This window comes from Pseudomonas hormoni (genome assembly GCF_018502625.1).
Taxonomy (GTDB): domain Bacteria; phylum Pseudomonadota; class Gammaproteobacteria; order Pseudomonadales; family Pseudomonadaceae; genus Aquipseudomonas; species Aquipseudomonas hormoni.
The window spans coordinates 550262-572179 of sequence record NZ_CP075566.1; the positions used below are offsets into that span (position 1 = coordinate 550262).

Sequence of the window (21918 nt, forward strand, 5' to 3'; positions counted from 1 at the left end):
AAAAAAGTGTTCAAAAAATAAAATTAACGGACAGCGTCGACGCGGATTTTCAGTGGCTGCGGATCGCTGCCATCCAGTTGCACGGCGTGATGTTCGGTGGTGATGAACTTCAGTTGGCCATCCAACTCGATTCGCGCGCTGACGGAATATCTGTGGCCGGGTTTGACCTGAGCCGGATCGTAACTCAGATGGAATGGCAGCGGCACCTGACCTTTGACGGGGCCTTTCTGTTCGTCGAGCACCACGGCGGGGGCGTCAGCCAGAGACACGTCCTGCAAGCTGACGCTCAGGGTGGCGCTCGGCGGCAGGGCGATGCGTTGCAGGTAGAAGACTTCGCCATCGAGGCTGGTTTTGGCGGCAGGTTGCATCGACTGACAGGCTCCGAGCAAAGCGGCCATGGCCAATAGAGAGAGTTTTTTCATCGTACATCTCACTTAATGTGGGAACGAGCCTGTGTGGCGAGGGCGCTTGCTCCCGCTCGGCTGCAAAGCAGTCGCAAAGCTCTTGGGGCCGCTTCGCGACCCAGCGGGAGCAAGCTCCCTCGCCACACAGGCTCGCTTCCACAAGGTTTTGCGTTATTTCTCGGGCTGTGTGGTGGCCAGATCCGCCGCATCTTCACTGCGATGCAACGCCACCTGGCGAATCGACAAACGAATCTCCGCCGGCAACACCCGTTTGGCCGCGCCTTCGGCCAAATCCCCAAGCAGTTCGTGATAGCTCAACTTGCCGGCTTCGTCGCGTTTGAGCACGTCCAGGTCGAGCATCGTCTGGATGAAGTGGCGGAACAGGCTCTTGTCGAAAAACTCCGGGGCGTTCAGGCCATGCAGGATCGACAGGCGCTGGGCCATCACCGTGCACAGGTCTTCCAGTTCTTCGGCGCTGATGCTGTTCTGGCCGCTGTTGAGCAGCAACGAAACGGTCATGTAGAAGCGTTGCAGCGTCTGGGCGATGCTCTTCGACAGCAAGGTCAGCAACACGAAATGCCGCGAACTCGGCGCTGGACGCAGGTAAACGTCATTTTCAAAACGCAGCAGACCCTGCTCGACGAACGCTTCGAGCCATTGATCGATCACTGCATCCAGTTCGTCCAGCGACCAGCGAATGAACAACTCCGATTGCAGGTACGGATAGAGCGCGCGGGTGTAGCGCAGGATCTGCTCACGGCTCATGCGCGAGGCGCTCTGGAAGAAGCTCGCGAGCAATGCCGGCAGCGCGAAAATGTGCAGCACGTTGTTGCGGTAGTAGGTCATCAGGACGGCGTTTTGCTCGTCCAGGTACAGAATCTTGCCGAGCGCATCACTTTGTTCGGACAGCAGATCCATGTCCTTCACATGCTCGATCAGCGCGCGCCCGTCACCTTCCGGCAGCGTGGTGTGCGGCGAGTACGGCACCTTGCGCAGTAGCGCCAGATACAGATCCAGCACGCGCGCCATGGCGCGATCGTCCAGCGCCAGGCGGCTGGTGGACAGCAATGCCAAAGCCACCAGGTTGACCGGGTTGATCGCCGCTGCTTCGTTCAGGTGCTGCGCGACTTTCTCGCCGAGGCGGTTGGTGGTTTCGTTGAGCCACGCCGGTTTGAACTGCGGGCCGAGTTCCTGTTTACGCCAGTCCGGCTGTTCGCTGTCGAGGAATTCCGCCAGTTTGATCGGCTCGCCGAAGTTCACCGCCACCTGGCCGAAACGCTGCTTCAGGGCGCCGATGACTTTGAAGATGTCGAAGATCGATTCTTTCTTCTTGCTCGCGCCACGCAGTTCGCCGAGGTAGGTCCGGCCTTCCAGCACGCGCTCATAACCGATGTACACCGGAATGAAGACGATGGGCATGCGCGACGACCGCAGGAAACTGCGTAGGGTAATCGCCAGCATCCCGGTCTTCGGTTGCAACATGCGCCCGGTGCGCGAACGGCCGCCCTCGACGAAGTACTCCACCGGGAAGCCTTTGGTGAACAGGGTGTGCAGGTATTCGTTGAACACCGAGGTGTACAGCGGGTTGCCCTTGAACGTGCGGCGCATGAAGAACGCACCGCCACGACGCAGCAGGCTGCCAATCACCGGCATGTTGAGGTTGATCCCGGCGGCGATGTGCGGCGGGGTCAGGCCGTTGCGAAACAGCAAGTAGGACAGCAGCAAGTAGTCGATATGGCTGCGATGGCACGGCACGTAGATCACTTCGTGACCTTGGGCGACCTTCTGCACGCCTTCGATGTGGTTGACCTTGATCCCGTCGTAGATCTTGTTCCAGAACCAGCTCAGCACCACTTCCAGAAAGCGAATCGCGGTGTAGGTGTAGTCCGAGGCGATCTCGTTGCCGTAGCGCAGGGCCTGGGCCTTGGCTTTCTCCGGGGAGATGTTTTCGCGCTCCGCTTCGTCGAGGATCGCTTGCTTGACCAGCGGCTGATTCAGCAGGCCTTTGACCAGATTGCGTCGGTGGGAAATGTCCGGGCCGATCACCGCAGCTTTGAGGTTGCGGAAGTGTACCCGCAGAATCCGTTGGGCCATGCGCACGGTACGCTCGTGCCCCTTGTTGTGATCGATCAGTTCGCGCAGGTGGATCGGCGCGGAGAACTGCACGCGGGTCTTGCGCCCCAGCACGATAATGCTGAGCAAGCGGCGCAGACGCCCGGTGACCGCCCAGCTATCGGCGAACAGCAGTTTCCACGGGCTCGATTCGCTGTCCGGCGACTGGCCCCAGAACACGCTGACCGGAATGATCTGCGCATCTTCGGCGGCGTTCTGGCTCAGAGCGCTGACCAGGCGGGTCAGGGTCGGCGGCGCACCGCGCTTGTCCTGGCGACCGAGCCAGTCGGGCTCCGGCGTCAGGTAAAAGAACGCGGCGGGTTCCAGTAGGTTACCCACCGACACCGGCAGCACCGGACGGGGCAAACCGGCTTTGCTGCATTCAGTGTCGACCACGGCGAGGTCGGTCAGCGAAGGGTTTTGCAGGACGTAGAACACCGGACGACTGCGGTCGAGGTTGAGGGTGAACGACGACTGGTTGATCGTCTCGGAGCGAACCCAGAGATAGAGCAGTCGGCGCAGGGTGCCAAACACAAGACGGCGGAACGGGGAACGGGTCATACGGCATCTGCATGAGTGAATAAAACCGAGCGTTTGCTCGGGCGGCCGATAGTGTGCCGGATTCGCCGAAAATCGGCAAAAAAGCACGCAAGTAAACTCCTGTTGAGAGTTTTAGTGCCTGACATATACTCGGCGAGCCCGCACTGGCCATATAGTGGCACCTGGTCCGTGCAAGCAATGTTCCCGAGGCTTTCCTGCGAAAAGTCCGATCAATAATAAAAAAGGGGTATGAACAAATGGCAACACGTGAAACCGGCAACGTGAAGTGGTTCAACGACGCCAAGGGCTACGGTTTTATTCAGCGCGCGGACGGGGTGGATGTGTTCGTGCACTACCGCGCGATTCGCGGTGAAGGCCACCGCTCGCTGACTGAAGGCCAGCAGGTCGAGTACGCGGTGGTGTCCGGCGAGAAGGGTTTGCAGGCTGAGGATGTGGTGGGGTTGTAAATCCACTCTTCAGATCACGCAAAACCAAATGTGGGAGCGGGCTTGCTCGCGAATGCGGTGTGTCAGTCGACATTAACGTTGACTGACACACCGCATTCGCGAGCAGGCTCGCTCCCACATTTGGTCGGTGTCGCTTTTAAGCGGTTTTCCAGGTGATCTCTTCTTCGCCATCGGCGCTGATGCGCATCCAGCGATCCGCTGTTTCCTCACCTTCTTCCTCGACCCAGCTGCCCGGTGCGCAACGCACTTCGACGTTCAGCGCGGCAAACGCGGCGCGGGCACAGGCGATGTCGTCTTCCCACGGGGTCTGGTCGCTTTCCAGGTACAGGCTGTTCCATTTTCCTACGGCTTTCGGCAACCAGGTCACCGGCACGTTTCCGGCCTTGCACTTGTAGGTCTGGCCTTTCTGAACCCAGTCGGTGCACGGGCCCAATGCAGTGCCGAGCCAGGCCGCGATGGCCTTGTAGTCGACGTCGGCGTCTTTCAGGTAAATCTCGATATCGGGTTGGCGCATGGATGTCCTCACTGCGGGTCTGAAAAATCCATTCGCGGATTTAGCCGGCCTCAAGCCGTTGCTCAAGACCAAAAAATTATTGAAGTACGAAGTAATCGTAACGCATCGACACGGTGACCTCGAACGGCTCGGCCTGTTCGATGACCGCCGCCCGGCGTTCCGCACTGGCGCGCCAGCCGTGCGGCGTCATGGCCAACAGGTTGGCGCGATCCTGACCACTTGCAAGAATCAGTTTGAATTCCAGCGTTTCACTGTGTTGCAAAGCCATGCCTTCCGGCACCAAGGCCAGATGCTTGTCGTCGGTGTACTCACGCACTTCATCGTACAGCCGTTCGCGCAATTCCATCAGATGGCCGCTGGTCGGCCCGACTTTCATCAAGCCGCCGCCGGGGCTGAGCAAGCGCTTGGCTTCTTCCCAGTCCAGCGGGCTGAAGACGCTGGCGAGAAACTGGCAGCTACCCGAGGCCAACGGCACCCGCGCCATGCTGGCGATCAACCAGGTCAGCTGCGGGTTGCGTTTGCAGGCGCGTTTGACCGCTTCCCGGGAGATGTCCAGGGCGTAACCGTCAGCGTTGGGCAGGGCCTCGGCGATTTGCGCGGTGTAGTAACCCTCGCCACAACCGATGTCGAGCCAGCGCTGGGGCGCGTACTGCGCCGCCAGTTCCGCCAGACGTTTGGCCACCGGCGCGTAATGGCCGGCGTTCAAAAAGTCGCGACGGGCTTCGACCATCGCCAGGTTATCCCCAGGGTCGCGGCTGTTTTTGTGCTGAACCGGCAACAGGTTCAAATAACCCTGGCGCGCACGGTCGAAGCGATGCCCGGCGGGGCAGGCCACGCCGTTGTCCACCGCATTCAGCGGTTCGCTGCAGATCGGGCAGGCGAGCATCAGGCGAGCAACTTGATCAGGGTCTGGTAGTAGATTTCGGTCAGCACGTCGAGGTCGGCGGCCAGTACCCGCTCGTTGACCTGGTGGATCGTCGCGTTGACCGGGCCCAGTTCAACCACTTGTGTGCCCATGGTCGCGATGAAGCGGCCGTCGGAAGTGCCACCGCTGGTGGACGCCTTGGTTTCGCGACCGGTGATGTCCTTGATGCTCGATGCCACGGCATCCAGCAACGCACCCGGTTCGGTGAGGAACGGCAGGCCGGACAGCGCCCAGTCGATGTGCCAGTCCAGGCCATGTTTGTCGAGGATGTCGGCGACGCGCTTTTGCAGGCCTTCGACGGTGGATTCGGTGGAGAAGCGGAAGTTGAACACCGCCACCAGATCACCCGGGATCACATTGGTCGCGCCAGTGCCGGAATTCACGTTGGAAATCTGGAAGCTGGTCGGCGGGAAGAAATCGTTGCCGTGATCCCAGTGCTCGGCGGCCAGTTCGGCCAGGGCCGGGGCAGCAAGGTGGATCGGGTTCTTGGCGAGGTGCGGATAGGCCACGTGACCTTGCACGCCGTGCACGGTCAGTTTGGCGCCGAGGGAGCCGCGACGGCCGTTCTTGACCACGTCACCCACCAGCGTGGTGCTCGACGGTTCGCCGACGATGCACCAGTCCAGACGCTCCTTGCGCGCTGCAAGGCGCTCGACGACCGCCTTGGTGCCGTGATGCGCCGGGCCTTCTTCGTCGCTGGTGATCAGGAACGCGACCTTGCCCTTGTGATCCGGGTAGTCGGCGACGAAGCGCTCGGCTGCCACAGTCATGGAGGCGAGGCTGCCTTTCATGTCCGCCGCGCCGCGACCGCAGAGCATGCCGTGTTCGTCGATCAGCGCGTTGAACGGGTCAATCTGCCAAGCGGTCACCGGACCGGTCGGCACCACGTCGGTGTGACCGGCGAAACACAGCACTGGGCCGTCGTGTTTGCCGTGGGTGGCCCAGAAGTTATCCACATCTTCGATGCGCATCGGTTCCAGGTTGAAACCGGCATCGCCCAGGCGCTGCATCATCTGCTTCTGGCAATCGGCGTCGACCGGCGTCACGGACGGACGGCGGATCAGGTCGATGGCGAGTTGAAGGGTCGGCGATAGGTCGGCGTGGGCCGTCATGGAAAACTCCGGAGATCATGAATGTGGGCGCGGACTAAATGTGGGAGCCAGCCTGCTGGCGATGGCGGTGTGGCAGTCAACATAAACGGTGATTGTTACATTGCCATCGCGAGCGGGCTCGCTCCCACAGGGATGGATATCACGCCAAGCCCTGCAAAATGGCGGTTATCTTAAAGCAAAACGGCGGCCATTGGCCGCCGTTTAGTGCATCTGCAAAGATTTAGACTGCCGGTGCCGTTTCGGCCTCGACGGCCGGTTTCGGCAGCGAAGACAGGAACGCCATGATCAGCGCCGCCAGGTATGGCAGCGACTGCACCAACAGCATGATCACCCAGAAGCGCATGTCGTTGCTCGGCAGCCCGTTCACCAGGAAGATCCCCAGCGCCGCGCCCCACAACAGCAGCATGATGAACATCTCTTCACGCGCCTCCGAAATCGCCACCCAGAAGCCGTGGTTATCGGCGTTTTTTGGCGTACGGAAGAACGGAATGCTGCTGGTGAAGAAGCCGTACAACACCGCTTTGGCGATGGTGTGCGACAACGCCAGACCGGCCAGCGCTGCGCAGAACGCGTCCTTCAGGTTCACGCCAACGGCGCGACGGTAAAGGAAGATGATCTTGCCGACCTTGAACACGAACAGCGCCAATGGCGGGATCGCGAAAATCAGCAACGGTGGATCGACCCGCTGCGGAACGATGATCATCGCCGCCGACCACAACAGCGCGCCGACAGTGAAGAAGATGTTCATGCCATCCGCCACCCACGGCAACCAGCCCGCGAGGAAGTGGTAACGCTGGCCACGGGTCAGTTCGGTGTCCTTGCCGCGCAGCAAACTGGCGGTATGACGCTTGATGATCTGAATCGCACCGTAAGCCCAGCGGAAACGCTGTTTCTTGAAGTCGATAAAGGTATCGGGCATCAGGCCTTTGCCGTAGCTGGTGTGGTAGTACGCCGCCGACAAACCTTTCTCGAACACGCGCAGACCCAACTCGGCGTCTTCACAGATGCACCAGTCGGCCCAGCCCAGCTCCTCGAGCACCGAGCGACGGGTCATGGTCATGGTGCCGTGCTGGATAATCGCGTCACGGTCGTTACGGGTGACCATGCCGATGTGGAAGAAGCCTTTGTATTCCGCGTAGCAAAGCTTCTTGAACGTGCTTTCGTTCTGGTCGCGGTAATCCTGCGGCGACTGCACCACGGCGATTTTCGGATCGGCGAAGTGCGGCACCATGTGCTTGAGCCAGTTCGGGTCGACGCAGTAATCCGAGTCGATCACCGCGATCACTTCGGCATCCTTGGCGGTGTGCGGAATCAGGTAGTTCAGCGCACCACCCTTGAAACCGGCCAGCGGTGCGACGTGGAAGAACTTGAAGCGCGGGCCGAGGGTTGCGCAGTAATCGCGCACCGGTTCCCAGACCGCCGGGTCCTTGGTGTTGTTGTCGATGATCAGGACTTCGAAATCCGGATAGTCGAGGTTGGCCAGGGCATTGAGGGTCTGTTTGACCATCTCCGGCGGCTCGTTGTAGCAAGGGACGTGAATCGAGACTTTTGGCCTGTAGTCCGAATCGCCCACCACCGGCAGGAATTCACGCCGACGCTTGTGGGTCCAGACCGCTTCGGCCAGTTCATGCGCCTCGGTCAACAGAACGATAAACACCCCGAGCGCGCCGAGTGCGAGCAGGAAACCGACTGTCAGGCTGAACCAGGTGCTGTATTGCTGGCTGTAGTCGTAACCGATCCATACCAAAACCGAACCGCACAGGAACGCGATAAAGGTCAGGAAGGTGCGGCCACGTTGACGCAGGGCCGAGCCGTCAATCATCAGCAAGGTCAGGGACAGCAAGGCCAGCACCGCCGAGCCGATGGCCAGCACGCGCCATTGCGGAATCGCGACCACCGGGCCTTCGAAGTTGAATTTCTGCTGACGCGCGGCGTTGAACACGCCCCAGTACGCGCCCACCGAGCCTTCGTCACTGGCCTTCCACGGCTGGTCAAACGCTTCGATCACGAAGTAGTTGAAGCCCTGGCGGTTGAGCTTGTTCACCAGCGTGCGCAGGTAGATCGCCTGATCCGCCGGGCTCGCATCGGTGCCGCCACGCATGCGGCCGTTGCTTGGCCAGCCAACCTCCGAGAGCAGCAGCGGTTTTTTCGGGAACATCTTTTTCAGGTCGCGGGCGCGGTCGAGGACGAACTGGCCGGCCTTGTCCACCGGGACGTATTCCCAGTAAGGCAGTACGTGGGCGGCAATCAGGTCGACGTGCTTGGCCAGTTCCGGGTGTTCTTCCCAGACGTGCCATTGCTCGGACGTGGTGACCGGCACCTTCACGGCGGCACGGACGCGATCAAGGATCACGCTCAATTCCGCAGCGGTAATTTCCTTACGGAAAATCGCCTCGTTGCCTACAACCACGCGAACCACGCTGCGCGAGGAGTTGGCAATTTCGATGGCACGGGTGATTTCGCGCTCGTTGCGTTCCAGGTCCGGACTGATCCAGATGCCGAGGGTGACCCGCAGGCCGAACTCTTCAGCCAGCTTGGGAATGTCTCCCAGGGTGCCATCGACCGAGTAAGTGCGGATGTTGTCCGTCAGCTTGCTCATGATCTCCAGATCCCGACGCATTTGATCGTCGGTCGGGTACTGCTCTTTCTGCGGGTACTGGCCTTGCTGGAACGGCGAGTAGGAAAACCCGGAGATCTGCTCAGGCCAGTTGGGGGCGGTGACCGGGCGATTGATCAGCGCCCAGAAGCCGGTAAACAAGGCAGCGATGGCGAGCACCACGACCAGGTTGAGTCCAAATTTACGCGATGACATAGCTATTTCGGGTTCCAAAGGCTGTGGAACGAAGTTACGGTCGGCGACTGCCAAGGGGCGCGCATCCTACACCGTGCTTTCACTGACCGTACAGCGGACAGGGAAAAGCCGGACGTTGGGCAATCCAACTCGGCTTAAGTTCTTTCGTTGGACCTTGTAGGTTAAATCTTCGTTCTGTGTAGGCTGAATAATGAGGTCAAGACGTCCGTTCATAGCCCAAAGATGCTCTTGGCCGCCGACGGCCCTATAATGCGCGCCGGTTTTTGGGGTAATGGTCATGAGTACAGAAGATCCGCGGTTTGCAGGCATCGCCCGTTTGTATGGCATCGAAGGGCTTGAGCGCTTGCGCGCGGCCCACGTAGCGATCGTCGGCGTCGGTGGCGTCGGTTCATGGGCGGCGGAAGCCGTAGCCCGTTGCGGCGTTGGCGAGATTTCCCTGTTTGACCTCGACGACGTTTGCGTCAGCAATGCCAACCGTCAGCTGCACGCGCTGGACAGCACTGTCGGCAAACCCAAGGTCGAGGTGATGGCCGAGCGTCTGCGGGGAATCAATCCGGACTGCACGGTGCACGCGGTGGCAGACTTCGTTACCCGCGACACCATGGCCGAGTACATCACGCCGAACATCGACTGCGTGATCGATTGCATCGACAGCGTGAACGCAAAAGCGGCGCTGATCGCCTGGTGCAAACGTCGCAAGATCCAGATCATCACCACTGGCGGGGCGGGTGGGCAGATTGATCCGACGTTGATTCAGGTCTGCGACCTGAACCGCACGTTCAATGATCCATTGGCCTCGAAGGTGCGTTCGACCCTGCGCCGCGACTACAACTTCTCCCGCACAGTGACCCGTCATTACAGCGTGCCGTGTGTGTTTTCCACCGAGCAGCTGCGCTACCCGAAACCGGATGGCAGCATTTGCCTGCAGAAGAGTTTTGTCGGAGATGGCGTGAAACTGGACTGCGCGGGCGGGTTTGGTGCGGTGATGATGGTGACGGCGACGTTTGGCATGGTCGCGGCGACCAAGGCTGTGGATAAGATTGTGGCTGGGGTTCGGCGGCCGGCGGATAGGTTGAAGCCAGCACAGTAAACGGACTTTTGTGGCGAGGGAGCTTGCTCCCGCTGGGTCGCGAAGCGGCCCCAAAGTCGGCAATGTCGGTGTTTCAGGTGCGTCGCGTATAACGATTTACGACTGCTTCTCAGCCGAACGGGAGCAAGCTCCCTCGCCACAAGGTTACTGAGCCAGTTCCCGCATCCGTTTGAGCACGGCATTCAGGCCATTACTGCGCGAAGGCGACAATTGCCGGCTCAGGCCCAGCTGATTAAACCACTCCGGCAAATCCACCTGCCGCAACTCAACCGCCGACAACCCGTTAACCCGCGCCAGCAACAACGCCACCAACCCGCGAATCAATCGCGCGTCACTGCTCGCGGCAAACTGCCAGTGACCGTCCTGCAGCGAGCCCACCAACCACACCTGGCTTTCACAGCCATGCACGCGGTTGGCGTCGACCTTGTCCATATCGCTCAACGCCGGCATTCGGTCGCCCCATTGCATCAGCAGCCGTGCCCGTTGTTCCCAGCCAGCGGCAGCCTGAAAGGTTTCGAGCGCCGTGACGGCATCAGCCGGGAGGTTCATCGCAACAACTCCAATGCCTGATCCAGCGCTTCAAAGAACCGCTCCAGATCTTCGGAATCGTTGTACAGCGCCAACGACACCCGAATCGCCCCGGCCAGCTCAAAGCTTTTCAGCAACGGCATGGCGCAGTGATGACCGGCGCGGACGGCGATTCCCTGTTCTGTCAGCAAATGCGCCAGATCAGCGTTATGCACACCCTCGACGACAAAGCTCGCCAGCGCCAGTTGTGGTTTGCCCAGCAGCCGGATGCCGTTGCGTGCCTCAAGGCCTTTCAACAAATAGTCGTGCAGCGCCGCTTCATGGGCCGAGACCGCGTCCTGATCGAGACCGGCGAGGTAATCCAGCGTCGCACCAAGACCAATCACACTGGAAATTGGCGGCGTGCCTGCCTCGAACCCCAGTGGCGCCGGGCGAAAGCGTGCGCTGAGGAAATCCGCATCCAGCACCATTTCGCCGCCGAATTGCCAATGACGCAGTTGCTTGAGCGCTTCGTGACGCCCGAACAGCACGCCGAGGCCATCGGGGCCATAGAGCTTATGGCTGGAAAACACATAGAAGTCGCAACCCAGCGCCTGCACATCATGCCGGCCATGAACGACGCCTTGAGCGCCATCGACCACCGTCAGCGCCTCGTGTGTTTTGGCCATCGCCAGCAAGGCGGGCAGTGGTTGCCAGGCGCCGAGCACGTTGGACAGCTGACTGACCGCCAGCAAGCGTGTTCGCGGGCCGATCATCGACGCGGCGGCATCGAGGTCAATCAAACCATCGGTATCCAGCGGCAGGATTACCAGTTTCAGATCGCGACGGTGGGCCAGTTGCTGCCACGGCAGCAGGTTGGCGTGATGCTCCAGAGCGCTGATGACAATCTCGTCGCCCGGATTGAACAGGTGTTCCAGACCATAGGCCAGGAGGTTCAGCGCGGAGGTCGCGCCGTGGGTAAAGATAATCTGCCCGCAATCGCCTGCGTTCAGCCAGTGGGCGGCTTTGCTGCGGCTGTCCTCGAACGCCTGGGTGGCATGCGCGCCGGGCAGGTGTTGCGCACGATGCACGTTGGCCGCGCCATTGGCGTAGTAATGCGCCAGGGCATCCAGCAGGGCTTGAGGTTTTTGAGTGGTGGCGGCGTTGTCCAGATAGGTCTGGTCTTGCCGTTGCAGCGCGGCGATGGCCGGAAAATCGGCGCGCCAGGGAGAGGGAATCATCATGCAATTTGGCCCTGCTAAACATGGGCGGATATGCGCCTGACCTTGTGGGAGCGGGCTTGTGTGGCGAGGGAGCTTGCTCCCGCTGGGTCGCGAAGCGGCCCCAAAAGCTTTGCGACTGCTCCGCCCGAGCGCGGACCAGACGGCGGGAGCAAGCTCCCTCGCCACACAAGCCCGCTCCCACAGGTGTTTATGTAGCGCTTAGTTGTGAGCGTGCAGCGCTTCGTTCAGTTCGATCGCCGATTTGTGGGTTTTGCATTCCACGGCACCGGTTTCCGAATTGCGGCGGAACAGCAGGTCAGGCTGACCGGCCAGTTCACGGGCCTTCACGACCTTGACCAGCTTGTTGTTCTCGTCCAGCAGCGCCACTTTGGTGCCAGCGGTCACGTACAGGCCCGATTCAACGGTGTTGCGGTCGCCCAACGGGATACCGATACCGGCGTTGGCGCCGATCAGGCAACCTTCGCCGACCTTGATCACGATGTTGCCGCCGCCCGACAGGGTGCCCATGGTCGAGCAACCGCCGCCCAGGTCCGAACCCTTGCCGACGAACACGCCAGCGGAGACACGACCTTCGATCATGCCCGGGCCTTCGGTGCCGGCATTGAAGTTGACGAAACCTTCGTGCATCACGGTGGTGCCTTCGCCGACGTAGGCGCCCAGACGAATACGTGCCGCGTCAGCGATACGTACGCCGGCCGGTACCACGTAGTCGGTCATTTTCGGGAACTTGTCCACCGAGAACACTTCCAGCAGCTCGCCGCGCAGACGGGCTTCCAGTTGATGCTCGGCCAGTTCGGCGAGGTCGATTGCGCCCTGGCTGGTCCACGCGACGTTCGGCAGCAGCGGGAACACGCCGGCCAGGTTCAGGCCGTGCGGCTTGACCAGACGATGGGACAGCAGGTGCAGCTTGAGGTAAGCCTCAGGCGTGGAAGTCAGTTGCGCGTCTTCGGCCAGAATGGTCGCGACTAGCGGCTTGTGGCTCTCGGCCAGACGGGTCAGCAAGGCAGCCTGTGCCGCGTCGACGCCTTTGACGGCTTCAGCCAGTTGCGAAGCCTGAGCGGTGCTGAAGGCGATGGCCTGATTGCCTTCGGTGTAGCCCAGGACCGGCGCAATGGCCGCGACCAGTTCGGCCGAAGGATTGAGCAATGGCTGTGCGTAAAACACTTCCAGCCATGCGCCTTGACGGTTTTGAGTGCCGACACCAAAGGCCAGGCTGAATACGGTAGTGGACATGTAAATACCTCTAACAAAATTGAACGGGCGGGCTTACTTGAGCGCTGCCGCGTAGATGTCTGGCTTGAAGCCAATCAGGGTTCTGTCACCGAGATCGAGCACCGGGCGCTTGATCATCGAGGGTTGTGCGAGCATCAGTTCGATGGCTTTCGGCTGGTCGAGATCGGCTTTGCGTTCGTCGTCGAGCTTGCGAAAGGTCGTGCCTGCGCGGTTCAACACCACTTGCCAACCGTGCTCGTCGCACCATTGGGTGAGGTGTTCACGATCGATTCCGACCGTTTTGTAATCGTGAAAGTCATAGCGGACAGCGTGTTCATCGAGCCAGGTGCGCGCCTTTTTCATGGTGTCGCAGGCTTTGATGCCGAAAAGGTGCAACGTTTTGCTTGAAACGGTCAAGGAATTGCCCCCTTTGCAGGTGCTGGAAAAAAAAGGTGAAGGATTATGCCATGACCGGACGGTTTCGCGTCGGCTGTGGTCGGGTTTGTCTTTCTGCCTGCGCATTCAGCGGTGGTGTGCGACATTGGTGCAACGGTCAGCCGTCAGTCTATGCAGCTAATATGGCACTTCAATGCTGTCGATTGTCTGGGAACCGCGCTCTATGCAAACCGCTTATACCGTCCTGATCATGCTGATGCTGGTCAGCGTTTCACGCTTGGTCGGACGGGTGATTCCGCTGTCGTTGCCGCGGGTGCAAATCGCGGCGGGTGCGTTGCTGGCATGGCCGACCTTCGGGTTTACTGACGCTGATTGCCGCGTGTATTGCGTTGCCACTGTTGCTGCGAGGCATTGAAAAAAGTCCGGACGACAAGCGCCGCAGTGAAGTGCGTGACGCCTGGCGCAAGACCGCCGAAGCGGCCATTCATGCGCTCTAGGCTGAAGAGTTGAATCCTCAGGATGCAGCACAGGCGCTGGCGTTTCAGATGGACTTGCTGGAGCGGCGTCTGCGGTGGAAGGCGCTGCGGGCGCAGCGCCTTGAATTGTACAAACTCAGCCGTCATCACCAGATTCGTGATGACGTATTGCGCGAAGTGCTGGGGGAGCTGGATTTGAGTGAAGCCAACCTGGGGCAGGTTAGATAAGCGAGGGCTTATTCGTTCTCCGCTGTGGAATACGGGTAAGCCTTTTCCATGAAAGCCTTGTCTTTTTCGCTAAGGGTCAGGTTAAGGTCAATCTTGACGTCTCCATGGGTCCAATGTTGGCGGACTTCATAGTGCATGATCGACAGCGGATCATACGTTGAGTGATTCACTTCGCTGGCGTCCAGAAGATTGAAGTAACGCTCGTCAACAGCTTGTCTCTTAGGGTCATTTTCGTCAGCATCTGCATTCACGCCCCAAGAGGCATAGACAGCTTCCTTGTTCCACGGAATGCTCGCCTCCGGGTGCAGATGTTCATGTTCGGCGCCCAGTGCATGTCCAAACTCGTGCATTACATTGGCGGCGAAAAACTCAGGCATGTGCTGATCCGGTGACAGATACATAGTTGGGTCATCTGTATCTAATAAAGCATCAGTGCCAATGTAGGACCAATAAATGCCGGCTTCGCTTTGGATGCGGATATCACCTTCATTACCCTCAATGAAATCGAAGGTCAGATTGATATGTGGCAGCCAGTTATTTGCCGCAGCCTTGACGGCATCCTTGAAGTCCTGGTCGCCGTTTAGAAAAGCAATGCGCAACGAGCGGCCTGGTGCCCAGAAATGGGTGTGCCTGTTAACTGCGCGTTTTTTGCGTCCGGGTTCCGAAACTCTTCGGTTCCTGGGGTTTTCGGCGACAGCAACTTCGTAAGAGGCCTTAGGTTCAATCGTTTTTTTGGCTTGATAAAATAATGCAATGTTCATGTATGACTTCCATGTTTAAAAATTACAACTCCCTTTATGGGTAAATCTTGCGCACGAACGCGATGTCACTTTGACTGATCTGAGTGGGGTTTGGCTGATGCCAGTTACCAATGGTGAGGTCACTGGGGATTTCATAATGCATTACCGAGTGCCGGTCGTAGGGTGCGTACGTTTGACCGGGATTACGGTCAACTGGCAGCACTTGAGTGTCAACTTGGTCTCTGGAGTAACCAACTGTCGAGTAATAGGCATATACCTTTTCCAGATCCCAGGGGATCACCGCGTCGGGGTGCTGGTGTTCGTGTACCAGGCCTAGCGCATGACCGAACTCATGAATGACGGTGGACTCGTAATGAGGTGATGTAAAGTTTGTCCCTAATGTCATTGAGGAGGCTTGAGGGTCCCCTGTACGCGAGTCGGTGCCTATACTTGAGCTTCCTCCCGTACCGAACATGTACTCCTGGCAGTCAACTCGGATGTCACCTAGAAAATCGTCGGAACTAAAAATTTCCTCCTCGTCCATCTCAATAAAGTCGAACTTTAAATTAACATGGGGCAGCCATTTGCTTGCGCCATTTTTTACCGCTTCGAAGAATTGTTCGTTATGATGTTTGAAGACAAGAATTTTTAGTGTTTTACCTGTCTGCCAATACTTGGTGTGTTGACCGATACTGCGCTTTTTTCGATTGCCGTTACTGTTGATATTGTTGCTGGGGCGCTCGTTTATTGCTGCGTTATATGAGGCAACAGGGTCGATGGTTGGAATGATTTTGCAGTATGTGATCTGGTTCATTTGGTTAGTTATTCAGGTTGTTAGTGAGTCCTTAAGGTATTTAATGTTTGGACGGGGTGTCTAGTTGTATGGTCTTTCCAGTTGTTGCATTGGAGGTGTTCTGGTTTGTATGTGGGGGGTTGAGGTACGTTGGTGCTGTTAGTTGATATTGGTTTTCAGTCTGCACCGCTTTGCGCTGTGCAGACTGCTAGGTAGTAACTACTGCTTCCTGCTAATGAAGGCGCGAATACGCTCGGCAGCTTCAACACATTCAGCCAACGGTGCAACCAATGCCATGCGCACGCGACCGGCCCCTGGATTGTCTCCGTTTACTTCACGGGACAGATAAGAGCCCGGCACCACAGTCACATGTTCTTCCACAAACAAATCGCGGCAGAACGCTTCATCATCGCCCTCAACGTTCGGCCACAAGTAGAAGCCACCATCCGGGCGTTGCACGTCCATGACCGGGCCGAGTATCTCCAGCACGGCATCATACTTCTCGCGATACAGCGCACGGTTGGCGCGCACATGCACTTCGTCGTTCCATGCGGCAACGCTCGCCAGTTGGGTCTGAACCGGCATCGCGCAGCCGTGATAGGTGCGATACAGCAGGAAGCCTTTGAGAATCTCGGCATCACCCGCCACGAAGCCGGAACGCAGACCCGGCAGGTTGGAGCGCTTGGACAGGCTGTGGAAGACCACGCAACGCTTGAAGTCCTTGCGGCCCAGTTCCACGCAGGCGCTGAGTAGGCCGGGTGGCGGAGTCTGCTCGTCGAAATACAACTCGCTGTAGCACTCGTCCGCGGCGATCACGAAGTCATATTCGTCGGCCAGGGCGATCAGTTTTTTCAGAGTATCGACCGGGATCAAGGCGCCAGTCGGGTTGCCTGGCGAGCACAGGAACAGGATCTGGCAGCGTTTCCAGATGTCCGGGGAAACGGCATCGAAGTCCGGGTTGAAGCCGTTCTCATCCAGGCACGGCAGGTAATGTGGCTTGGCGCCGGCGAGGAACGCGGCACCTTCATAGATTTGATAGAACGGGTTCGGGCTGACCACCAGCGCATCGTCGCCTCGGTTGACGACGGTCTGGGTAAACGCAAACAGCGCTTCGCGGGTGCCGTTGACTGGCAACACGTTGCGCGCTGGGTCAAGCCAGCCATTCGGGACACCGAAGCGGCGCTCGCACCAGGCGGCAATGGCTTCACGCAGCGCCGGAATGCCGAGGGTGGTCGGGTATACGGCCATCTGATCCAGATTGCTCGCCAACGCCTCGGCGACGAAGCTTGGCGAACGGTGTTTCGGCTCGCCGATGGACAGCGCGATAGGGCGCTTGTCCGGGTTCGGCGTAACGCTGCCGAGCAGGGCGCGGAGCTTCTCGAACGGGTAGGGCTGGAGCTGGGACAAAGCGTTGTTCATGAGGGGCCTCGTTCAGTGTGGAGGCAGGACTGTGTGGCGAGGGGGCTTGCCCCGTCCGGCTGCGCAGCAGTCGTAAAACCATGATGTGCGGTTTATCTGATACACCGCGCTTGCTGGTTTTAGGGCCGCTTCGCAGCCCAACGGGGGCAAGCCCCCTCGTCACAGAAATCTGCTTCCACAGTGGGAAATTTGTTAGTCAGATACTGATTCGCGACAGTTTGATATCGGGTTCCTGGCTCACGCTCAGCTGTTCGACGATCGCATCCTGCAAGCGGCTGCACAGCAACGGGTCGGACAACGGCTGATTGTTGGCATCGGTGATGAAAAACACGTCTTCCACACGCTCGCCGAGGGTGGCGATCTTGGCGTTCTGCAGTGACAGGTCGAACTCCAGGAAAATCGTACCGATCCGCGCCAGCAAACCCGGCCGATCCGGGGCGCTGAGCTCCAGTACCGTCACCGGCCGCTGGGCATCGTTGTGGATCGTCACCTGTGGCGCAAACGCGAAATGCTTGAGCTGACGCGGCACCCGACGCTGGATGATCGTCGGGTAATCGTCCGGGTTGCGCAGGGCTTCGGTCAGGCCGTCGCGGATCTGTTTGACCCGCGCCGGGTTGTCGCCGATCGAATCGCCGTCAGTGTCGAGCACGATGTAGGTGTCGAGGGTGAACTGACTGCTGGACGTGATGACCCGGGCGTCGTGAATGTTCAGGTTCAGCTGATCCATCGCCGCCACGGTCACGGCGAAGAAGTCGTGCTGGTCCGGCGCATAAATGAAGATTTGCGTACCGCCCTCGAACTCGCGCTGGGTGGTTTCCTTGATCAGCACCAAAGGCCCGCCATCAGCCGGCTGCTGCAGGATTGCGTCGGTGTGCCAGGCCACATCGCCGGCGGTGTGACGCAGAAAATAATCATCGCCCAATTGCGACCACAACTGTTCGACGTCGTCAGGGTCGTTGCCGCCGCGTACCAGAATATCGAGGGCGGCGCTCTGGGTCTGGCGGATCTGCATTTCACGATCCACCGGGTTCTCCAGGCCGCGACGCAACGCACGTTTGGTCTCGGTGTAGAGCTGGCGCAACAGGCTGGCGCGCCAGGAGTTCCACAGTGTCGGGTTGGTGGCGTTGATGTCGGCGACGGTCAGCACGTACAGGTAATCGAGGTGGGTTTCGTCACCGATGATCTGCGCGAAGTCGTGGATTACGTGCGGGTCGGACAAGTCCTTGCGCTGGGCGGTGGTCGACATCACCAGGTGGTTCTGCACCAGCCAGACGATCAGGCGGCTGTCCCACACCGGCAATTGGTGGCGCTGGCAAAAGGCCTCGGCATCCACCGCGCCGATTTCCGAGTGATCGCCGTGCCGGCCCTTGCCGATGTCGTGATACAGGCCTGCGAGGTAGATCAGCTCGGGCTTGGGCAGCTTGCCCATGAGCTTGCTGGCCAGCGGGAATTTTTCCGACACCTGCGTGTACTGCAACTTACGCAAGTGTTTGATCAGGTTCAGCGTGTGCGCGTCGACCGTGTAGATGTGAAACAGGTCGTGCTGCATCTGTCCGACAATGAAGCCGAATTCCGGCAAATAACGCCCGAGAATGCCGTAGCGGTTCATCCGGCGCAGGTTGCGGTGGATGCCGATCTTGCACTTGAACAGCTCGATGAACAGGCTGGTGTTGCGGATGTCGTTGCGGAAATCGTCGTCGATCAGATGGCGGTTTTCCCGCAGCAGACGAATGGTATCGGCGCGCACGCCCTTGATTTCCGGCTGCTGTGCCATCAGCACGAATATCTCGAGCATGGCGAACGGCGTGCGGCGGAATACGTTGTCGTTGCGCGCCTCGATGTAACCGTCGTGCAACTGGAACCGCGAGTTGATCGGCAGCGGCGGTGCTTCATCTTCCGGCGCCAGGATGACTTCCTCGAAGTGCTGGATGATCAGGTCGCTGAGCTGGGCGATGCTCATGACCACCCGGTAATACTGCTGCATGAAGTTTTCGATGGCTTGCTTGGCGTCATCGCCCTCGAAACCCAGCAGGCCGGCAATCGAACGCTGGTGATCGAACAGCAAGCGGTCTTCGGAACGACCGGCGAGCATGTGCAGCGCGTAACGAACCTTCCACAGGAACTCCTGGGAGGAGGCCAGCAGGGCATTTTCGCTCTCGACCAGGAAACCTTCACCGGCCAGTGCCCGCAGGTTCAGGGTGCCGTACTCGCGCCGGGCCACCCACAGAATCGTCTGAATATCCCGTAGTCCGCCGGGCGAGCCTTTGACGTTGGGTTCCAGGTTGTATTCGGTGTCGTTGTACTTGTGGTGACGGGCCTTCTGCTCGGCGCGCTTGGCCAGGAAGAAGTCCTTGCTCGGCCACATGTGTGCGGTGCTGGTGACGTCGAGCATGCGCTGGCGCAAACGCTCGGGACCGCAGATGGTGCGGCTTTCCATCAGATTGGTGACAACCGTCAGGTCGGCGCGGGCTTCTACTGCGCATTCGTCGACGGAGCGAACGCTCTGACCGACTTCCAGGCCGATGTCCCACAAAAGCGTCAGAAAACGCTCGATGGAATCACGGAAAATTTCGTGGTCGGCGCTGTCCAGCAGGATCAGCAAATCGATATCGGAATAAGGGTGCAACTCACCGCGACCGTAACCACCGACCGCGACCAGCGCGATATCGGCGTCTTCACTCCAGTTGAACTGCTCCCAGGCCTTTTGCAGGATGTTGTCGACGAACCAGGCGCGATCCTCGATCAGCCGGCGAATCTCCCGGCCACTGCGAAAGCGTCCGTCAAGGACCTCGCGGGCCTGGCGGATCGCCTTCTTGAAAGCCGCGATCGGGCTGGCCTTCAGGGCCAGTTCAGCCTGGAACTGGCCACGGTCGAAGAGTTCGGGATCCACCTGCGGCATCGATTGGCTTTCCTATCTATAAGGCTGGGATTTGCTCGGGTCGGATCAGGCCGAAACGCGCGGGATGGTGTCATCGCTGCGCAAGGTGAAGATCTCGTAACCGGTGTCGGTCACTACCAGCGTGTGCTCCCACTGGGCCGACAACTTGCGGTCCTTGGTGATCGCGGTCCAGCCGTCGCCCAGCACCTTGGTGTCGGCCTTGCCCTGGTTGATCATCGGCTCGATGGTGAAGGTCATGCCGGCTTTCAGTTCCATGCCGGTGCCGGCGCGGCCGTAGTGCAGGATTTGCGGCTCTTCGTGGAACACCTTGCCGATGCCGTGACCGCAGAACTCGCGAACCACCGAGAAACCGTTCTTTTCGGCGTGCTTCTGGATCACTTCACCGATGTCGCCCAGGCGGCAGCCGGGTTTGACGATTTCGATGGCCTTGTACATGCATTCCTGGGTCACTTGGGACAGGCGCTCGGCCCAGACCGGCACGGTGCCGACGTGGAACATGCGGCTGGTATCGCCGTGGTAGCCATCCTTGATCACGGTGACGTCGATGTTCAGCGTGTCACCGTCCTTCAACGGCTTCTCGTTCGGAATGCCGTGGCAGACCACGTGGTTGATCGAGGTGCAGATCGACTTCGGGTAGCCTTTGTAGTTGAGCGGGGCAGGAATGGCCTGCTGCACGTTGACGATGTAGTCGTGGCAGATGCGGTCCAGTTCTTCGGTAGTGATGCCCGGCTTGACGTGTTCAGCAATCATTTCCAGCACATCGGCGGCCAGTTTGCCGGCGACACGCATTTTTGCGATGTCCTCCGGGGTTTTGAGGGTGACGGTCATACAGGCTCTCTCTGCGCTCGAAGGCGCTTGCTAACACGGAATGGGCAGTGTGCGATCGATGTTCGCCGCCCTGAAAAACGCGATTCTAACAGACGATCAGCGCAAATCTGAGCCTCTGTGCATCGCTTCTCTCTATAGATAGGCGCATTCTTGAGCGATTCCAAGAGCGCGGATGAAGGCGCGCGTCAGGAATTGAGAATCCGGGTTCCGTTTTTGCGAGCCTTGTGATATAAAATGCGCCGCTTTCCGGGGATACCCCGAAAGGCTTAAATCCACACACGTGTCGACACGATGACCTGGGTGCCTTCAGCTGATGCTGCTGGTTGGTCATTGGGATACGTGGAGGCCAAACCCGACTTATTAAGGAACTATCATGTCCCAAGTCAACATGCGCGATATGCTGAAGGCCGGTGTGCACTTCGGTCACCAGACCCGTTACTGGAACCCGAAAATGGGTAAATACATTTTCGGCGCGCGTAACAAGATTCACATCATCAACCTTGAAAAAACCCTGCCAATGTTCAACGAAGCTCTGACTTTCGTAGAGCGTCTGGCCCAGGGCAAAAACAAGATTCTGTTCGTCGGCACCAAGCGTTCCGCTGGCAAGATCGTTGCTGAAGAAGCAGCACGTTGCGGTTCGCCGTACGTCGATCACCGCTGGTTGGGCGGCATGCTGACCAACTTCAAAACCATCCGTGCTTCCATCAAGCGTCTGCGTGACCTTGAAGTGCAAGCCGAAGACGGTACTTTCGCCAAGCTGACCAAGAAAGAAGCGCTGATGCGCACTCGCGATCTTGAGAAGCTCGATCGTTCCCTGGGTGGTATCAAGGACATGGGCGGTCTGCCAGACGCTCTGTTCGTTATCGACGTTGATCACGAGCGCATCGCGATCACCGAAGCCAACAAGCTGGGCATCCCGGTTATCGGCGTAGTCGATACCAACAGCAGCCCGGAAGGCGTTGACTACATCATCCCAGGCAACGATGACGCAATCCGCGCTATCCAGCTGTACATGGGTTCGATGGCTGACGCAGTAATCCGCGGTCGCAACCACGTTGCTGGCGGCACCGAGCAGTTCGTTGAAGAAGCTCCGGTAGCAGCAGCTGAGTAATTGACGCCTCGGCGTTGACTCAGTAAGCAAAAAGGGGGCTTGGCCCCCTTTTTGCCACCTCGAAAACCATTTGTCCGGTGGCGCATTTA

The 21918-nt window shown here is 59.1% G+C and carries 19 protein-coding genes and 1 pseudogene; 5 read left to right on the plus strand and 15 right to left on the minus strand.

Going from position 1 to position 21918, the window contains the following annotated elements; all coding sequences use genetic code 11:
• Positions 1-23: 23 nt before the first annotated feature.
• Positions 24-422, minus strand: coding sequence for a YbaY family lipoprotein (locus KJF94_RS02465; RefSeq protein ID WP_214380935.1), 399 nt, complete (start codon positions 420-422; stop codon positions 24-26).
• A 153-nt stretch (positions 423-575) separates the two neighbouring features.
• The gene (gene plsB, locus KJF94_RS02470) at positions 576-3077 is read right to left on the minus strand and encodes a glycerol-3-phosphate 1-O-acyltransferase PlsB (RefSeq protein ID WP_214380936.1); all 2502 of its coding nucleotides are present in this window, start codon (positions 3075-3077) and stop codon (positions 576-578) included.
• A 236-nt stretch (positions 3078-3313) separates the two neighbouring features.
• Here plsB and KJF94_RS02475 point away from each other — a divergent pair, with 236 nt between their 5' ends.
• A complete protein-coding gene (locus KJF94_RS02475; RefSeq protein ID WP_214380938.1) occupies positions 3314-3523 on the plus strand; it encodes a cold shock domain-containing protein in 210 nt (69 codons plus the stop codon).
• Between the two features lie 136 nt (positions 3524-3659).
• Here the strand turns inward: KJF94_RS02475 and KJF94_RS02480 are convergent, their stop codons facing one another.
• The 4 genes from KJF94_RS02480 to KJF94_RS02495 form a co-directional block, all read right to left on the minus strand.
• Positions 3660-4037 carry a hypothetical protein gene (locus KJF94_RS02480; RefSeq protein ID WP_214380940.1) on the minus strand — a complete coding sequence of 126 codons (378 nt, stop codon included), beginning with the start codon at positions 4035-4037 and terminating at the stop codon, positions 3660-3662.
• Between the two features lie 76 nt (positions 4038-4113).
• A complete protein-coding gene (locus KJF94_RS02485; RefSeq protein ID WP_214380942.1) occupies positions 4114-4923 on the minus strand; it encodes a putative RNA methyltransferase in 810 nt (269 codons plus the stop codon).
• Positions 4923-6074 carry a succinyl-diaminopimelate desuccinylase gene (gene dapE / locus KJF94_RS02490; RefSeq protein WP_214380943.1) on the minus strand — a complete coding sequence of 384 codons (1152 nt, stop codon included), beginning with the start codon at positions 6072-6074 and terminating at the stop codon, positions 4923-4925. Before dapE ends, KJF94_RS02485 begins: the two co-directional genes overlap by 1 nt.
• Positions 6075-6294: 220 nt before the next feature.
• Complete coding sequence (locus tag KJF94_RS02495; RefSeq protein WP_084322261.1) at positions 6295-8886, minus strand: glycosyltransferase; 2592 nt, start codon at positions 8884-8886, stop codon at positions 6295-6297.
• A gap of 277 nt (positions 8887-9163) precedes the next feature.
• Between KJF94_RS02495 and tcdA the strand changes: the two genes are divergently transcribed.
• On the plus strand, positions 9164-9976 hold the full coding sequence (gene tcdA / locus KJF94_RS02500; protein ID WP_214380945.1) for a tRNA cyclic N6-threonylcarbamoyladenosine(37) synthase TcdA: 813 nt from the start codon (positions 9164-9166) through the stop codon (positions 9974-9976).
• Between the two features lie 144 nt (positions 9977-10120).
• Here tcdA and KJF94_RS02505 read toward each other — a convergent pair whose 3' ends face one another.
• The 4 genes from KJF94_RS02505 to KJF94_RS02520 form a co-directional block, all read right to left on the minus strand.
• Complete coding sequence (locus KJF94_RS02505) at positions 10121-10525, minus strand: SufE family protein (protein ID WP_214380947.1); 405 nt, start codon at positions 10523-10525, stop codon at positions 10121-10123.
• Entirely contained in the window at positions 10522-11727 is a 1206-nt protein-coding gene (locus KJF94_RS02510; protein ID WP_214380948.1) for an aminotransferase class V-fold PLP-dependent enzyme, read from the minus strand. Before KJF94_RS02510 ends, KJF94_RS02505 begins: the two co-directional genes overlap by 4 nt.
• A 198-nt stretch (positions 11728-11925) precedes the next feature.
• On the minus strand, positions 11926-12960 hold the full coding sequence (dapD, locus tag KJF94_RS02515; RefSeq protein WP_214380950.1) for a 2,3,4,5-tetrahydropyridine-2,6-dicarboxylate N-succinyltransferase: 1035 nt from the start codon (positions 12958-12960) through the stop codon (positions 11926-11928).
• Between the two features lie 33 nt (positions 12961-12993).
• Positions 12994-13356, minus strand: a complete 363-nt coding sequence (locus tag KJF94_RS02520; protein ID WP_214380952.1) for an ArsC family reductase — start codon at positions 13354-13356, stop codon at positions 12994-12996.
• 202 nt (positions 13357-13558) lie between these two features.
• Here KJF94_RS02520 and KJF94_RS02525 point away from each other — a divergent pair, with 202 nt between their 5' ends.
• Complete coding sequence (locus KJF94_RS02525) at positions 13559-13750, plus strand: hypothetical protein (protein ID WP_214384986.1); 192 nt, start codon at positions 13559-13561, stop codon at positions 13748-13750.
• A pseudogene (locus KJF94_RS02530) lies at positions 13695-14039 on the plus strand (Na+/H+ antiporter); the annotation flags it as partial. The gene KJF94_RS02525 and the pseudogene KJF94_RS02530, both read left to right, overlap by 56 nt.
• Before the next feature lie 8 nt (positions 14040-14047).
• Here the strand turns inward: KJF94_RS02530 and KJF94_RS02535 are convergent.
• The 5 genes from KJF94_RS02535 to map all read right to left on the minus strand — a co-directional run bounded on the left by KJF94_RS02535 (position 14048) and on the right by map (position 20718).
• Complete coding sequence (locus KJF94_RS02535) at positions 14048-14800, minus strand: M12 family metallopeptidase (RefSeq protein ID WP_214380954.1); 753 nt, start codon at positions 14798-14800, stop codon at positions 14048-14050.
• A 34-nt stretch (positions 14801-14834) separates the two neighbouring features.
• Entirely contained in the window at positions 14835-15593 is a 759-nt protein-coding gene (locus tag KJF94_RS02540; RefSeq protein WP_214380956.1) for a M12 family metallopeptidase, read from the minus strand.
• Positions 15594-15791: 198 nt separating this feature from the next.
• The gene (dapC, locus tag KJF94_RS02545; RefSeq protein ID WP_214380958.1) at positions 15792-16991 is read right to left on the minus strand and encodes a succinyldiaminopimelate transaminase; all 1200 of its coding nucleotides are present in this window, start codon (positions 16989-16991) and stop codon (positions 15792-15794) included.
• Between the two features lie 196 nt (positions 16992-17187).
• Positions 17188-19890: a [protein-PII] uridylyltransferase gene (locus KJF94_RS02550; protein WP_214380959.1), complete on the minus strand. Its 2703-nt coding sequence runs from the start codon at positions 19888-19890 to the stop codon at positions 17188-17190.
• 45 nt (positions 19891-19935) lie between these two features.
• Positions 19936-20718 carry a type I methionyl aminopeptidase gene (map, locus tag KJF94_RS02555; RefSeq protein WP_150630816.1) on the minus strand — a complete coding sequence of 261 codons (783 nt, stop codon included), beginning with the start codon at positions 20716-20718 and terminating at the stop codon, positions 19936-19938.
• 373 nt (positions 20719-21091) lie between these two features.
• Between map and rpsB the strand changes: the two genes are divergently transcribed.
• The gene (rpsB, locus tag KJF94_RS02560; RefSeq protein ID WP_003219330.1) at positions 21092-21829 is read left to right on the plus strand and encodes a 30S ribosomal protein S2; all 738 of its coding nucleotides are present in this window, start codon (positions 21092-21094) and stop codon (positions 21827-21829) included.
• Positions 21830-21918 lie beyond the last annotated feature (89 nt).